At 68.4% G+C, this 15,023-nt stretch carries 16 protein-coding genes; 8 read left to right on the top strand and 8 right to left on the bottom strand.

What is annotated here, in order from left to right; translation table 11 throughout:
• Nucleotides 1-10 precede the first annotated feature (10 nt).
• From OLX02_RS13775 to OLX02_RS13800, 6 genes are all read right to left on the bottom strand, one after another.
• Entirely contained in the window at nt 11-1,243 is a 1,233-nt protein-coding gene (locus OLX02_RS13775) for a serine hydrolase domain-containing protein (RefSeq protein ID WP_413630307.1), read from the bottom strand.
• A gap of 23 nt (nt 1,244-1,266) precedes the next feature.
• Nucleotides 1,267-2,058, bottom strand: coding sequence for a thioesterase family protein (locus tag OLX02_RS13780; RefSeq protein WP_264423723.1), 792 nt, complete (start codon nt 2,056-2,058; stop codon nt 1,267-1,269).
• A 159-nt stretch (nt 2,059-2,217) separates the two neighbouring features.
• Nucleotides 2,218-2,865 (bottom strand): molybdenum ABC transporter ATP-binding protein, encoded by a 648-nt coding sequence (locus OLX02_RS13785; protein WP_264423725.1) that lies wholly within the window; start codon nt 2,863-2,865, stop codon nt 2,218-2,220.
• Nucleotides 2,855-3,550 (bottom strand): molybdate ABC transporter permease subunit, encoded by a 696-nt coding sequence (modB, locus tag OLX02_RS13790; RefSeq protein WP_264423726.1) that lies wholly within the window; start codon nt 3,548-3,550, stop codon nt 2,855-2,857. Before modB ends, OLX02_RS13785 begins: the two co-directional genes overlap by 11 nt.
• Before the next feature lie 5 nt (nt 3,551-3,555).
• Complete coding sequence (modA, locus tag OLX02_RS13795) at nt 3,556-4,338, bottom strand: molybdate ABC transporter substrate-binding protein (protein WP_413630269.1); 783 nt, start codon at nt 4,336-4,338, stop codon at nt 3,556-3,558.
• Nucleotides 4,339-4,464: 126 nt separating this feature from the next.
• Nucleotides 4,465-4,752, bottom strand: coding sequence for a DUF1330 domain-containing protein (locus OLX02_RS13800; RefSeq protein ID WP_264423728.1), 288 nt, complete (start codon nt 4,750-4,752; stop codon nt 4,465-4,467).
• Between the two features lie 192 nt (nt 4,753-4,944).
• Here OLX02_RS13800 and OLX02_RS13805 point away from each other — a divergent pair, with 192 nt between their 5' ends.
• Nucleotides 4,945-5,592, top strand: a complete 648-nt coding sequence (locus OLX02_RS13805) for a carboxymuconolactone decarboxylase family protein (RefSeq protein ID WP_264423730.1) — start codon at nt 4,945-4,947, stop codon at nt 5,590-5,592.
• A gap of 13 nt (nt 5,593-5,605) precedes the next feature.
• Nucleotides 5,606-6,193: a VOC family protein gene (locus OLX02_RS13810; protein ID WP_264423732.1), complete on the top strand. Its 588-nt coding sequence runs from the start codon at nt 5,606-5,608 to the stop codon at nt 6,191-6,193.
• Between the two features lie 23 nt (nt 6,194-6,216).
• Here OLX02_RS13810 and OLX02_RS13815 read toward each other — a convergent pair whose 3' ends face one another.
• Nucleotides 6,217-7,245 (bottom strand): oxidoreductase, encoded by a 1,029-nt coding sequence (locus OLX02_RS13815; RefSeq protein ID WP_264423733.1) that lies wholly within the window; start codon nt 7,243-7,245, stop codon nt 6,217-6,219.
• 134 nt (nt 7,246-7,379) lie between these two features.
• Here OLX02_RS13815 and OLX02_RS13820 point away from each other — a divergent pair, with 134 nt between their 5' ends.
• From OLX02_RS13820 to OLX02_RS13845, 6 genes are all read left to right on the top strand, one after another.
• A complete protein-coding gene (locus tag OLX02_RS13820) occupies nt 7,380-8,120 on the top strand; it encodes an ABC transporter ATP-binding protein (RefSeq protein WP_264423734.1) in 741 nt (246 codons plus the stop codon).
• The gene (locus OLX02_RS13825; protein WP_264423736.1) at nt 8,117-10,480 is read left to right on the top strand and encodes an ABC transporter permease; all 2,364 of its coding nucleotides are present in this window, start codon (nt 8,117-8,119) and stop codon (nt 10,478-10,480) included. Before OLX02_RS13820 ends, OLX02_RS13825 begins: the two co-directional genes overlap by 4 nt.
• Nucleotides 10,480-11,634, top strand: a complete 1,155-nt coding sequence (locus tag OLX02_RS13830; RefSeq protein ID WP_264423738.1) for an efflux RND transporter periplasmic adaptor subunit — start codon at nt 10,480-10,482, stop codon at nt 11,632-11,634. Before OLX02_RS13825 ends, OLX02_RS13830 begins: the two co-directional genes overlap by 1 nt.
• A gap of 41 nt (nt 11,635-11,675) precedes the next feature.
• Complete coding sequence (locus OLX02_RS13835) at nt 11,676-13,271, top strand: MBL fold metallo-hydrolase (protein WP_264423740.1); 1,596 nt, start codon at nt 11,676-11,678, stop codon at nt 13,269-13,271.
• A 134-nt stretch (nt 13,272-13,405) separates the two neighbouring features.
• Nucleotides 13,406-14,452, top strand: coding sequence for a ribosome small subunit-dependent GTPase A (gene rsgA / locus OLX02_RS13840; protein WP_319641251.1), 1,047 nt, complete (start codon nt 13,406-13,408; stop codon nt 14,450-14,452).
• A 3-nt stretch (nt 14,453-14,455) separates the two neighbouring features.
• On the top strand, nt 14,456-14,611 hold the full coding sequence (locus OLX02_RS13845) for a hypothetical protein (RefSeq protein ID WP_264423742.1): 156 nt from the start codon (nt 14,456-14,458) through the stop codon (nt 14,609-14,611).
• 69 nt (nt 14,612-14,680) lie between these two features.
• Here OLX02_RS13845 and OLX02_RS13850 read toward each other — a convergent pair whose 3' ends face one another.
• Nucleotides 14,681-14,944: a hypothetical protein gene (locus OLX02_RS13850; protein WP_264423744.1), complete on the bottom strand. Its 264-nt coding sequence runs from the start codon at nt 14,942-14,944 to the stop codon at nt 14,681-14,683.
• Nucleotides 14,945-15,023: the final 79 nt, after the last annotated feature.

The raw sequence follows: 15,023 nt of genomic DNA on the forward strand, positions 1-15,023 counted from the left end.
AGGAGAAAGGTCAGGCGCGGCTGTCGGTCAGCGCGGAATAGATCAGCGTCTTGAGCTGGCGGCGGATCGGGTAGGCCGAGGAGGGGTAGAGCTGGGTCATGAAGACCATGTGCACCTTTTCCACCGGATCGACGAAGAACGCGGTCGAGAAGATGCCGCCCCAGAAGAACTCGCCGACAGAGCCGGGCACCAGCGCGCGCGCGGGGTCGATGGTGACGCCAAAGCCCAGGCCGAAGCCTGTGCCCGCGTTGTTCGCCTCGCTGAACAGCGAACTGGACATCTGGGTAAGGTCGGCGCCGCCGGGCAGGAAGTTGCTGGCCATCAGCGCCAGCGTCTTGGGGCTGACGAGGCGCACGCCGTCGATTCCCCCGCCATTGGCCAGCGCGGCCGCGAAACGGTGATAGTCGGCCAGCGTGGACAGCAGGCCGCCGCCGCCGCTTTCGAAGCGGGGCGCGCGCGCAAGGTTGCTGGTCTCGGCCTTGTCCAGCAGCTCTGGCGCCTTGCCCGGGATGTAGGTCCAGGCGTCGGCCAGCCGGTGCAGCTTGCCGGGCGGGCAGTGGAATCCGGTGTCGCTCATGCCCAGCGGATCGAAAATGCGCGTCTGGAAGAACTCGCCCAGGCTCATGCCCGATAGCCGCGCGACGATCACGCCGAGCACGTCGGTGGAGACGGAATAGTTCCAGCCCGTGGCGGGCGCGAATTCCAGCGGCAGCTTGGCCAGCTCGGCGATGAAGTGATCGTTGCCGGGCAGGCTGGCGTGCCCGTCGAGCCGGCCCTTGCGATAGGCGGCATCGACGTTGGTGCGGTTCTGGATGCCGTAGGTGAGGCCCGACATATGCGTGAGCAGGTCGACCAGCCGCATCGCGTGCGCGGCGCGCGGCGGCATGAACGGCGCTTCGCCGCCGCCCCCGGTATAGACGCCCAGCCCTGCGAATTCCGGGATCACCTTGGTCACCGGGTCTTCCAGCGCGATCAGGCCTTCTTCCACCAGCATCATCACCGCGATCGAGGTGAGCGGCTTGGTCATCGAGGCGATGCGGTAGATCGTGTCGGGCGCGGCGGGAGTGCCATCGGCGCGTGCATGGCCCATCGTGGCGCGGTAAACCGGCTGGCCGTCGCGCGCGACCAGAACGTCTGCACAGGGCAGCTTCCCGCGAGAGACGTAGCGTTCGTGCAGCAGAGTCTCGATCCGGTCGAGGCGACCGGCGTCGAAGCCGAGTGCGGCGGGGTCGGTCAGCGTGATGGTCATGGGCGCCTTGCTCCGTTTCAACCGAAAATCGCGACCGATTGCAGGCCGCGCATCACTTCGACGCCGTCGGTGTTCCACATCCGCAGCGTCTCGCTCGAAAAGCCGTCCGCCGCGTGGTTCGACGAGGTTTCGAGCAGCCACCAGCCGTCGTCGGTCTCGGGCTTGTCGCCCAGCAGCGTCAGCGACCAGTTGATCGAGCTGATCGGCCCCATGCGCTCCATCGTGCGCATTGCGCCGGGCGGCAGGGTATCGCCGATGCCGATGAGTTCGCCGATGGGGTCAAGCCCGCTGCGGTCCTTCAGGCGCACCCAGCGGCGGATCGTGCCGGGCGGGTTCTCGCCGCGCGGGAAGGCGTGGCGCAGTTCCATGCGGTGGATGAAGAACGAGGGATCGGGATGCGGCTTGACGGGGGCGGCCTGGTCATACGGGACAGCGATGTCGAGCCGGTTGGCCGCGACGGTGCCGTTGCTGGGGCGCCCGCTGCCGAACAGCCACAGCGCGCGGTGCGCCAGTTCGCCATTGGCGGTGATCTCGGTCTCGATCTGGCTCACGCTTTTGCCCGCGCGCAGGATGCGGGCGGAAATCTCCACGTCCTCGCCCACGGGGGCGACGAAGCCCACTTGCGCGCCGCGCAGCGGGGGCAGATCGGGGAACGCGGTGCGGGCGGCGGCATAGGCGAGATAGGACGAGGCGCCGCCATACATCGTGCGGCCCTGCAGCCAGCCCGAGGCGCCGTGCAGCACGAAACCTTCGCCGCGGCGCTCAATCGCCGCCGAAAGCCCACCGAGAGTCAGGGGGCCGGAAGTCATGCCGCGGAGCATCCCGCAGCACGGCGGCGGCAAGGCAGGTACATCGTTCTCTCCCGGTTGCGTGGGTGGTTTACCTTCACGTCAACGGCAGGAAAGAGCCAGCGAGGGCCTTCGGTCAACGGAAAAACGCGCCCCGGTGCGCAGTTTTCCGCCCTTCCCCTACGGCAAGGCGGGAGGGCTGCCCTCGCCCATCGGCACCACCTGGTCGGCCAGGCGGTCGATCTCAGCAAGGTCGTGGCTGACGAGCACGACCGGCAGGTGCAGTTCGTCGCGGATGCGCTCGATCACCTGCATGATGCCTTCGCGCCGGGGCGCATCCAGCGAGGACAGCGGCTCGTCCAGCAGCAGTACGCGCGGGGCGGACAGCAGCGCGCGGCCGATGGCGACGCGCTGCGCTTCGCCGCCGGACAGCGTGCGCGGCATCCTTTCGAGCAGGTGGCCGATGCCGAGGAAGGCGCAGGCTTCGTCAAGCTGCATCCAGCGCCGCGCCGGTGGGGCCAGCTTCCAGCCGTAGAGCAGGTTGTCGCGCACGCGGCGGTGGGGAAACAGGCGCAGGTCCTGGAACACCACGCCGCAGCCGCGCCGCTCGGGCGGCAGGTCGATGCCCTGCGCCTTGTCGAACAGCACGGTGCCGCCCAGCACCACGCGGCCAGCGGCAGGGCGGAGCAGGCCGGCGACGGCATCGAGTACGCTGGTCTTGCCTGCGCCCGAGGGGCCGTAAAGCGCGGTGATCCCCGCGCCGGTGACAAAGCGCGCGGCAATCTCGCGCCCGCCGCGCCGCAGGGTCACGGCCACCTCAAGCGACATGGAAGGGGGTTCCCGAAGCAGAGCGGCGGGCCAGCCATTCCGAAGCGAGCAGCGCGCCGAGCGACAGCGCGACCGAGATGAGCGCGAGGCGGACGACATGGACGTCGCCGCCGGGCACTTGCAGCGCGGAATAGATCGCGAGCGGCAGGGTCTGCGTCTCGCCGGGAATGTTCGAGACGAAAGTGATCGTCGCGCCGAACTCGCCCAGCGAGCGGGCGAGGCCCAGCACCGTGGCGGCGAGCACGCCGGGAAGCGAGAGCGGCAGCGTGACCGTGGCGAAAGCGCGCCACGGCCCGGCGCCGAGCGTGCGGGCCGCGCTTTCCAGCCGGGGATCGACCGCTTCCAGCGACAGACGGATCGCGCGCACCATCAGCGGCAGCGCCATCACCGCCGCCGCCAGCGCCGCGCCGGTCCAGCGGAACATGAAGGTCAGCCCCAGTGCATCGGCGAAGAACCGGCCCATCGGACCGTTGGTGCCGAAAGCAAGCAGCAGCAGCCAGCCGATCACCACGGGGGGCAGCACCAGCGGCAAATGGACGATGGCATCCAGCAGGATGCGCCCCGGAAAGCGCGTACGCGCCAGCAGCCAGGCAAGCGCGAAGGCAATGGGCAGGGTAAACAGGATCGCGGCCCCGCTGACTTTCAGCGAGAGCGCCACGATCGCCCATTCCGCCTCGCCCAGCATCGGCCTCAGCGCGCGCCGAAGCCGAAGCGGCGGAAGATCGCTTTCCCCTCGCCCGAGAGCAGGAAGCGGTGAAAGGCTTCGGCATCGCGGCTGGTCGCGCCGGTCAGGCGGGCGAGCGGATAGAGGATCGGCGCGTGGCTCGTCTCCGGAAACACGCCGACGACGCGGACGCGCGGTTCGGCGCGCGCATCGGTGGCATAGACCACGCCGAGCGGCGCCTCGCCCCGCGCGACGAGCGCGAGCGCGGCGCGCACGCTTTCCGCGCGCGCCACACGGCCGGCAACGTGCGGCCAGGCGCCCAGCCGGGTCAGCGCTTCCTTGCCGTAGATTCCGGCGGGCACCGCGTCCGGATCGCCCATCGCCAGCCGGCCGTTGCCCAATGCGCGGGCGAGCGGGAAGCCCGGCCGGATGGCGAGGGAGAGGCGGCTGGCAGCGGGCGCGATCAGCACGAGCTGGTTGGTGAGGAACGGCGCGCGCGAGCCCCGGGCGACAAAACCCGCGGCGGCGACATGGTCCATCCACTGCGTGTCGGCGGATACTAACAGGTCGGCCGGTGCGCCTGCCTCGATCTGGCGGGCAAGCGCGGAGGAGGCGGCGAACGATATCACCGGCGGCTCATGCCCCTTGGCGGTCCAGCGGCCGGCGGCGGCGGTCATCGCTTCCTGCAAGCTGGCAGCGGCCAGCACCAGCGGCCCGCGTGCCTGTGCCATGCCGGGCAGCAGCGCCAGAAGCAGCGCGGCCAGAAGCGAGGCGGTGGCGCGCGGCGGCCGGGTGCGGGGAAGTGCCATATCCCGCCGGATATAGCGGATCGCGCGGGCCGGCAACCACGCAGGCGCCACCCGGATCGGATGCTTGAAGGGAAAACGCCCCGTCCGGCCGCTCCCGTGGGGCGGGCCGGACGGCGCGGCGGCGGATCAGAGACCTTCGGTCAGGATCACGCGGTAGTCGGACGAGGCTTTGCGCACCTTGGCAGCTTCCTGGTAGGCGTCGCTTTCGTACCAGGCCTTGGCTTCGGCCATCGTGTCGAACTTGAGCACGACGAGACCTTCGGCGGGTTCACCCTCGGGGGTTTCGCACGGATTGTAGACGACCAGCGGCTGGACCTTGTGTCCGGCCATGGTGGGGCCGGCCATCTGGCCGTACTTTTCCATGCCAGCGGGATCGGAAGTGCTGTTGCGGATGAAGATCGCGTAGGCGGCCATTTCAGATTCTCTCCCTCTTACCAAACTTGATAAGTAGCGATAGGCAACCGGATGGCCCTTGGCAATGCGCCGCGAATCGGCAGACCAGGGGCAGGGATGATCCACGCGCGCCCACAGAAGGCACCGGGATTCCATGAGGATGCAAAACGGTCACCCCTCGCTGCGGGCGGGCCGGAGGGAAAGGAACAGGATATGCCGGTATTGCGCCAGGTGCCGCGCGCCGAGATCACGGACGAGGTGATTCTTGCCTATTACAAGCACTTGTTCGGAGACCGCGATCCGGTCACCGAGCCTGGCACGGCCACCGGAACGCCCGGCGACTGGTGGAGCGTTTTCGCGCTTTCCCCGGACATCTTCCGCCACGCCGTCTCTGGCTTTTCGCTCTATCGCAGCCCGGACCGGCGCATCGATCCGATCCTGCGCGAACTGGGCCAGACGCGCGCCGGCTGGGTCAAGGGCAGCCAGTTCGTGTTCTCGCAGCACTGCAAGTCGCTCCGCGGCCTGGGATGCAGCGAGGAGAAGATCGCCGCGGTGCCGCACTGGCAGGTGGCGGATTGCTTCAATGACCAGGAACGCGCGGTGCTCGCCTATGCCGATGGCCTTTGCCAGGCGAACGGGCGGGTGCCCACGGCGGTGTTCGACAAGCTCAAGACCTTCTGGGACGACCAGCAGATCTTCGAGTTCACCTACATTACCTGCCTCTACGACATGCACGCGGTGATCACCCGCGCACTGCGCATGGAATTCGATGACCGCGAGGAGCCGATTGTCGAAGTTGCCGCGCCGGAAGATTTCGTGGCCGCCGATTTCCTTGGCGGCACGCGCCAGCAGGCTGAGTGAGAAGGAACGCGCGATGAGCGAGAACAGCAATCAGGTGTTCGACATTCGCGGGGTCAACCACCTCGCGCTCGTCTGCCGGGACATGGCGAAGACGGTGGAATTCTACCGCGACATCCTGGGAATGCCGCTGACCAAGACGATCGACCTGCCCGGCGGCATGGGCCAGCACTTCTTCTTCGATATCGGCAATGGCGACAGCCTGGCCTTCTTCTGGTTTCCCGATGCGCCGCCGGCCGCGCCGGGCGTGGCCGCGCCTTCGGGCCTGCCGGGCATCGGCGACATGAAAAGCGCGCACGGTTCGATGAACCACATCGCGTTCAACGTGCCGCTGGAGAAGTTCGACGAATACGTCGCGCGGCTGCATGAGCGCGGGGTGGAGACGTCGATGGTGCTCAACCACGACGATTCGGACTGGCAGGTCGCTCCCGAAGTCCACGACGGGGTGTTCGTGCGCTCGGTCTATTTCTTCGATCCGGACGGCGTTTGCCTCGAATTCGCGGCGTGGAACGCAGAGCTGGGCGGAGCGCACGTGAAGCACGATCCGATGCGTGCCGATGGCACAAAGGCGGAAGGCATGATCGTGAAGGGCGCTGCCGGCTAGAGAGCGCGGCCAAGCAGCGGCGGCTAGAGGCTGGACGGCGCGACCGCGCGGCCTTCGCGCGCGGAAACGATCGCCGCTTCCAGCACCGCCTGCACGGCGATCAGTTCGTCCGGCTGGTTGGGCGGCGGGCCCTTGCCCAGGCACGCGTCGGCCACCGCGCGGTAGAAGGATTGCTGCGCGCCGCGTTCGGCGGGGATAAGCGTTTCGGCGCCTTCGCCGTCCCAATGGCGCAGCGGATCGGGATCGACGCCCCATTGCGCCGCGCCGGGACGAAGGCCGGCCACCGACTGCGCCTCCTGCGGATCTAGGCATTGCTTCACCAGCGAACCGCCGGTGCCATGGACGATGAAGCGCGGCGATCCGCCCGCCACGCACATCCCGGCGTGGAGGATCACGCGCTTGTCCGGATAGCGCAGCACCACGTGCGCCCAGTCGTCCGCCGTGGCGCCTTCGCGCAAGGGTGCGATGTCCGCGCTCACCGTCTCGGGCAGGCCGAACAGCAGCAGGGCCTGGTCGATCAGGTGCGGGCCAAGGTCCAGCCACACTCCCGCACCCGGCCCGGCGGCCTCGCGCCAGCGATCGCGCACGTGCGGGCGGAAGCGGTCGAAGTGCGATTCGAAATGGACCACGCGGCCAACCAGTCCGCGATCGATGGCGGCGCGCACGGAGAGGAAATCGCTGTCCCACCGCCGGTTGTGGAACGCGGCGATCATACGGCCCTGTTCCTGCGCCAGGGCGGCGAGATCGCGCGCCTCTGCCAGCGAGAGCGCAAAAGGCTTTTCGACCACCACGTGCTTGCCCGCGCGCAGCGCCTGCCGCGCCAGCGCCGCATGGGTGTCGCTGGGCGTGGCGATGACGATGGCGTCCACGGCCGGATCGGCGAGCAGGTCCGCCGCATCCGCGACACGCGCCACGTCCGCCGGCAGCACTGCGTCGGGCCGGCGCGCAACGATGGCCTTCAGCTCCAGATCCGGCACAGCCTCGATATAGGGCACGTGGAAAACCCGCGTGGCCATGCCATTGCCGATGATGCCGATCCCGATGCGCGTCATGGCCGCTGCCTAGCGCCGCGAACCGCGATTGGCCACCTTCGCCGCGCGGACAGGCTTGCAGGCGGCCCCGCAACGGGTAAGCATGGTTCCGGCCATCGGGCGGCCAGACCCGCAGGGGCAGGAACGCGCCGCACATGAGCACGAGCGGAACCGTTGAAATGGACGCAGCGGGGAACGCGGCCTTCACCGCGTCGGCGCTGTGCAAGGTCTATCGCACTGGCGAGACCGAGGTTCACGCCCTGCGCGGCGTCGATCTGGAAATCCCTGCGGGCGAAGTGCTGGTGCTGCTCGGGCCATCGGGCAGCGGCAAGTCGACACTGCTCAATATTCTGGGCGGGCTTGACCGGGCATCATCCGGTTCGCTGCGCTATCGCGGGACCGAACTGACCGACATGGGCGACGCGGAACTGACGCGCTTCCGCCGGGCGAATGTCGGCTTCATTTTCCAGTTCTACAACCTCATCCCCAGCCTGACCGCCGAAGAGAACGTGCGGCTGGTGACGGACATTGCCGAGCATCCGATGGCGGCCGAGGAGGCGCTGGCGCTGGTCGGGCTGGCCGATCGTCGCCATCATTATCCTGCCCAGCTTTCGGGCGGCGAGCAGCAGCGCGTGGCGGTCGCCCGCGCCATTGCCAAGCAGCCGGGCGTGCTGCTGTGCGATGAGCCGACCGGCGCGCTCGACAGCAAGACCGGCGTGCGCGTGCTGGAAACGCTGGCCCAGGCCAATCGCGACCTGGGGACCACCGTGGTCATCATCACGCACAACGCCGGCATCGCGGCCATGGCGCACCGCGTGCTGCATTTCCTCGACGGGCGGATCGCGCGGATGGAAGTCAACGCGCATCCTGTCTCGCCCGCCGGGCTGAGCTGGTGAAGGCGCTCGACCGCAAGCTGCTGCGCGACCTGTGGCGCCTGCGCGGGCAGGTCTTCGCCATCGCGCTGGTGCTGGCGGCGGCGGCGGCCACGTTCGTGATGTCGATGGGCGTGCACCGTTCGCTCACCGAGACGCGCGATGCCTATTACGCGCGCAACCACTTCGCCGATGTGTTCGCCGGCATGACGCGCGCGCCGCGCAGCGTGGTCGCGCGGGTGGCGGCGATTCCGGGCGTGCAGCAGGCCGAAGGCACGATCCAGCAATACGCTACGCTCGATTTTCCCGGCCGCGTGGTGCCGGTGCGCGCGCTGCTCAACGCGGTGGACGAGGAAGGGCGCGACCGGCTGAACCGGCTGACCTTGCGCGCGGGACGGTTGCCGCAGCGCGGCCATCCGGGCGAAGTCGTGGCGGACGAGGCATTCGTCAAGGCGAACGCGCTCGCCATCGGCAGCACCGTCGATGCGCTGATCCACGGTCGCAAGCAGCGGCTGCGGATCGTGGGCGTGGGGCTGGCGCCCAACTTCATCTACGCGCTGGCACCGGGCGACATCATCCCCGACGACAGCCGCTTCGGCGTGTTCTGGATCGGACGCAAGGCGCTGGAGGCGGCGACCGACCGCACCGAGGCGATCAACGCGCTGTCGATCACGTTGACGCGCGGTGCGTCGGAAGCGGACGTGATCCGCGCGGTGGACACCGTGCTGGCGCCCTATGGCGGGACCGGCGCCTATGGCCGCAAGGACCACCTGAGCAACGCCTTCCTCGATAACGAACTGATGCAGCTGAACGCGATGACGCGGGTGATCCCGCCGGTGTTCCTGCTGGTGGCGGTGTTCCTCGTCTACATCGTGCTGGGCCGGATGATCCGCACCGAACGCGCGCAGATCGGGCTGATCAAGGCATTCGGCTATTCCGACTGGGCGATTGGCTGGCACTATCTGAAGTTCGCGCTGGCGGTGGCGCTGTTGGCGACGCTGATGGGCGCGGCGGCGGGGATCTGGATGGGCAGCGCGATGACCCGGCTCTACGCGCAGTACTACCGCTTTCCGTTCCTCGACTACCGCATCTCGCCGCCGGTGATCCTGGGCGCGGCGGCGCTGTCGTTCGCGGCGGCGGGGCTGGGCGCGCTGGGCGGGGTGCGCGCGGCGGTGGCGCTGGCCCCGGCGGAGGCGATGGCGCCCCCGCCGCCGCCGGTCTACCGCGCGGGAACGGTCGAGCGGCTGGGGCGGGCTGCGGGGTTTTCCGCCATCGGCCACATGATCGTGCGCCACATCGCGCGCTGGCCGGGGCGTTCGGCCATCACCGTGCTGGGCGTGGCGCTGTCGGGCGGGCTGCTGTTCGCGACCACGCAGTTCCTCGATTCGAGCCGGACGATGCTCGATTCCTTCTTCTTTCGCGCCCAGCGGCAGGATCTGACCGTTACCTTCATCGAGCCGCGCAACGACGATGCCCTGTTCGCGCTGGCGCAGATTCCGGGCGTGCTGCGCGTGGAGCCGACGCGCGGCGTGGCGGCCAAGATCATCCGCGGCAACCGCAGCGAACGCGCCGCGATCGAAAGCGCCCGCGCGGATGCGCAGCTCAGCGTGCGCATCGACCGCAGCGGCACGGCCATCGCCCTGCCGCCCGGCGGCCTGATGCTCAGCCGCCAGCTGGCGGACAAGCTGGCGGTGCGCGCGGGCGACCGGGTCGAGGTGGAGATGCTGGGCGGCAGGCGGACACGGCTGACGCTGCCGGTCGTGTCCATCGTCGACGAATTTATCGGCGAGCGCGCCTATGCCTCCGAGAAAACGGTGGACGCCATTGCCCGAGATGCCTCGCCGGTGGGCGCGGCGCTGCTGCGCATCGATCCGGCGGCGCGCGCCCGTATTCTGATGCAGCTCAAGGATATGCCGATGGTGCTGGGCGTAACCGAGAAAACTGCCGCGCTGGAGAAGTTCGAGCAGATGATCGACGACAACATGCTGACCATGATCGTGTTCTACATCGGCTTCGCCTCCGCCATCGCGGTGGGGGTGGTCTATAACAGCGCGCGCATTCTCTATTCGGAGCGCGCCCACGAACTGGCGACGCTGCGTGTGCTCGGCTATTTCCGCAGCGAGGTGGGGCTGGTGCTGCTGGGCGAGCTGGCGCTGCTGGTCGTAGCTTCCGTGCCCTTGGGCTGCCTGATCGGCTATGGCATGGCACAACTGATGACCGCGATGTTCAGCTCAGACTTGTTCCGCCTGCCGTTCGCGCCTTCGCGTGCGAGCTATGGCTGGTCGGTGGTGATCGTCCTGCTTGCGGCGATGGGCACGGCGGCCACCGTCGCACGGCGGGTGCAGCAGCTGGACATGGTCCGCGTGCTGAAGGCGCGCGACTGATGCTGGCACGCCTCAAGCGTTGGCGCTGGGCGCTGCTGATCGCCGCGCTGTTGGCGGCAGGCCTGGCCTTTGCATTCTGGCCGCAGCCCAGCCCGGTCGATACCGCCCGGGTCACGAGCGGGAAGATGACGGTGGGCATCACCGACGACGGGGTGACGCGGGCGCGGGAATACTACGTCGTGTCCGCCCCGGTGACGGGGTACCTGTCGCGGATCGAACTGGAAGTGGGCGACAGCGTTGCGCGCGGCGCGCTCATCACCCAGATGACCGGGCGCCCCTCCAGCCCGCTCGATCCGCGCAGCCAGCAGGAATTGCGCGCCGCGCTGGCCGCTGCGCGCGCCAGCGAAAGCGGCGCGGGAGCGTCGCTGGCGCAGGCGCGCCGCGACCTGGCACGCGCCGAGGCACTCGCGCAGCGGGGGTTCCTGCCACGCGCGCAGCTTGAAGCGGCGCGGACGCGCGTTTCCACCGGGCAGGCCGCTTTGGCGCAGGCGCGGGCGGAAATCGCGCGGATCGACGCGCGTCTCGCTGCTCCCACCGGCGCCGTTGCAGGCGGTCCCGTTGCCGTGCGCGCGCCGGCTGCAGGTTCGGTCCTGTCGGTCATCAACGAAAGCGCGGGCGTGATCGCCGAAGGCACGCCGCTCGTCACCATCGGCGATGCGCGCCGGATCGAGGCGGTGGTCGATCTCCTCTCACGCGAAGCGGTGCGGGTGAAGGCCGGCGACCGGGTGGAGATCACCCAATGGGGCGGTGATGCGCCGCTGATCGGTCATGTCGCGCGGATTGAACCGTTCGGCCGGCTCAAGGTGTCCGCGCTGGGCATCGAGGAGCAGCGCGTCAACGTGATCGTGGCGTTCGACGCGGCCAGTGCGCCGGAGGCCGCCCGGCTCGGCCACGGCTATCAGATCGACGCCACCATCGTGCTGTGGAGCCGGGCCGACGCGCTCCGCGTCCCGATTGGCGCTCTGTTCCGCGGCCCGGACGGCGGTTGGCGGGTGTTCGTGGTCGACCATGGCCGTGCCCGCGCTCGACCCGTGAAGCTGGGCCATGTGAACGACGAGTTCGGCGAAGTGCTGGCCGGGCTGGCGGTGAACCAGCAGGTCGTGGTCAATCCCGGCAATGCCCTTGCCGACGGGGCGCGGATCAAGCCGCGCTGATTGCGCTTGCGTACCGCCTGCGCGCTGCGCAGGATCGGCGCATGACGCTTTCCCTCACGATCCACGGCGCCGCGCGAACCGTCACCGGCTCGTGCCATGAATTCGCCTCGGGCGATTCCCGCATCCTTGTCGACTGCGGGATGTTCCAGGGTTCGCGTTCGCTCGAAGCGCTCAATTTCGAAGCGCTCGCCTTCGATCCCAAGACCATCGACGCGATCGTGCTCAGCCACGCGCATATCGATCACAGCGGACTGCTGCCGCGCCTCGTGGCCGAAGGCTTTACCGGGGCGATCTGGTGCACGGTGGAAACGGCGGACCTGCTGGAGTTCATGCTGGCCGATGCCGGGCGCATCCAGGAATACGAGGCCGAGCGCCGCAACCGCCGCCGCGACCGTGCGGGCGACGATGCCTTCGAGCCGATCTATACCGAGCAGGACGCCATCGCCGCCTGGCGGCTGACGCGCACCGTCCCGCTCGACCAATGGTTCGAGCCTGCGCCCGGTTTCCGCGCCCGGCTGTGGAACGCGGGGCACATTCTGGGCTCCGCGTCGGTCGAACTCCAGGCCGAAGGCGTGCGCCTGCTCTATTCGGGCGATGTCGGGCCGGACAACAAGGCCTTCCACGCCGATCCGGATTCGCCCTCCGGCTTCGACTACGTGATTTGTGAAAGCACGTATGGCGACCGCCACCGCGAACACGTCTCGATCGAGGATCGCCGCACGCTGCTCGAAGCCGAAATCCTCGGCGCGAAGGCGCGGGGCGGCAATCTGGTGATCCCCTCCTTCGCGCTGGAGCGCACGCAGGAACTGCTGCTCGACATTGCGATGCTGTCCATCGCGGGGCGCATCGGCAACACCACCGTCTTCGTCGATTCCCCGCTCGCCAACCGCGCCACCACGGTCTTCCGCAAATACGCGGACCAGCTCGAGGACACCGGCGGGCGCGACGTGTTCGGGCACCCCTCGATCCAGTACGTCAACGACGTCGCGGAATCGATGCGGCTGAATTCGGTGTCGGGGGCGATCATCCTCGCCGCTTCGGGCATGTGCGAGGCGGGGCGCATCCGTCACCATCTGTTCTACAACCTGCCGCGCCGCGATTCGACGATCCTGTTCGTGGGATTCCAGGCCGAAGGCTCGCTCGGCCGGGTCATTCTCGACGGCGCGCAGCGCGTGCGCATTTCGGGCCGCGACGTGCGTGTGCGCGCGCAGATCCGCCGCATCGAAAGCTATTCCGCCCACGCCGACCAGACCGAACTGCTGGAATGGATCGCGGAGCGCGGCCCCATCGCGGGTAGCCTGCTGCTCGACCACGGCGAGGCGGGGGCCATCGAGGAACTGCGCAAGCTGGCGCAATCGCAGGATCTGGCCGCCTCGATCATCGTGCCGGAAATTGGCGAAAAGTATGAGCTTTCCCCCGGCAAGCCGGCGCGGCGGACCAAGACCGGCCGGGTCGATCTGCAGGAAGCCATCGGCCGCGACTGGCAGAACAATTACGCCGATCTCGCCACCAGCCTGAAGCGCCGGCTGGCCGGCATCCGCGACCCGCGCGCCCGCCGTCAGGCCATCGAGGAAATGCGCCGCGTGCTCGACAGCTACAGCGAGCGTGAGGCCGCAGGTTCGCAGGAGGAGCGCTGAAACGCGGCGGCCTTGCGCATCACGGGCGTATGCAACTGCCCGGTTGATCTGTATGCGGCCACCATATCGTTGGCCCTGCGCGTGCTTTGGCGCCGAATGCCGCCTTTTCTGTTCCCGACCTTCGGGATCAAGCCATGAAAGTCTCCTGCCGACACCTTATGGAAGCTCCCGATCCCCTTCTCGTCGACCTTGGCTGGACACCGGCTTTCAGCATGGATGTCTCGGCGGAGGAAGCCCAGCGGTGCCGTCCGGTTCGCGTCATGGCGGTGCATCGCGGCATGGTGGCCGTCGCCGGCCCCGGTCTGGAGCGCATGATTTCGTCCGTCCTGCCCGATGCCGGCCAGGAGGACGGGCGCCCGACCGTTGGCGATTGGCTGCTCATCGACCGGGATACCCTGGAACTGGTGCGGATCCTGAAAAGGGCGAGCCTGTTCAAGCGGCGAGCGCCCGGCGATGACCGCAGGGTCCAGCTTGTCGCGGCCAATGTCGATACGCTGTTCATCGTTTCGTCGTGCAACCAGGATTTCAATGTGCCGCGGCTGGAGCGCTATCTCGTGCTCGCGCGGGAGGTCGGCGTGAAACCGGTCGTCGTTCTCACGAAGATCGACCTGACCGATGCGCCCGAGCGGTTTGCCGATGCGGCGCGCGCGCTGCAGGCCGGCCTGCTGGTCGAAACCGTCAACGCCCGCGATCCGGAGAATGTTGCCAGGCTTGCGGCCCTTTGCGGCCGGGGCGAAACGGTCGCGCTGCTGGGATCGTCGGGGGTGGGCAAGTCCACGCTGGTCAATACGCTGCGGGGATCGGACGATATCGCGACGCAAGCGGTGCGCGAACAGGATGGCAAGGGGCGGCACACGACCACGGTTCGCCAGATGCACCGGCTCGATGGCGGCGGGTGGCTGATGGACACGCCGGGCATGCGGGAATTCCAGCTTCTGGACGCAGCTTCCGGGCTTGCCGAAGTGTTCGATGATATCGTGCTGCTCGCGCTCGAATGCCGGTTTACCAACTGCACGCACACGGCCGAGCCTGGCTGCGCCATTCAGGCTGCGCTGGCAAACGGAACGCTGGCGCCCGATCGCTTGCAGCGTTGGGGCAAGCTGACCACTGAAAACGATACCAACACCGGCACTTCGGCCGAGCGGCGCCCCCGCGCCCGCACACCCGGAAAGGGGCGATAGACCATGGCTGATCTTTATCTGAAAGCGCTGGAAGCCGAGCGTAAGAGCTTGTGGGCGGCCTGCCGTCTCAAAGGGTTGGCCAAGGGCACGCCCGAACGGCTCCGGATCGAGGAACTGGACAAGCTCCTGTTCGAGCACAAGTCCCGGAAGGCAGGCTAGGTCCGGACCGCTTCTTCGGACGGGCTTGATCCGCACCCGGCCATGCCGGCCACGCGCTTTATGCCCGGCCTACGCCGACGGGGCGCCCGGTTGAGCACCAGACATCGCGGCGATGTGTTCCTCCGCCGCTTTGGCTTCGGCGATCAGCAGGCGGAGCGCTTTCGCGGTGTCTTCCAGGAGACCGCTGCCAAGGGGGCGCTCCCCGCTGATGAAGCGCCGGATGGCCCGTTCGTCTATGCCGAGGCGCCGCGAGGCCGCAGTGGTGCCGCCCAGCACCTGGACGCAATGGGCAAAGTGGTCGCGCGAATCCTGCATTGTGAATGACGCGGTCATTGTCCCCGTTTCCGTCTCTTTAGGCGATGATGCTGCCTTGCGACTGGGGCAACACGGACGTGCTCGTCAATCCCCGAAT

Source organism: Novosphingobium sp. KCTC 2891, assembly GCF_025938155.1.
Lineage (GTDB): Bacteria > Pseudomonadota > Alphaproteobacteria > Sphingomonadales > Sphingomonadaceae > Novosphingobium.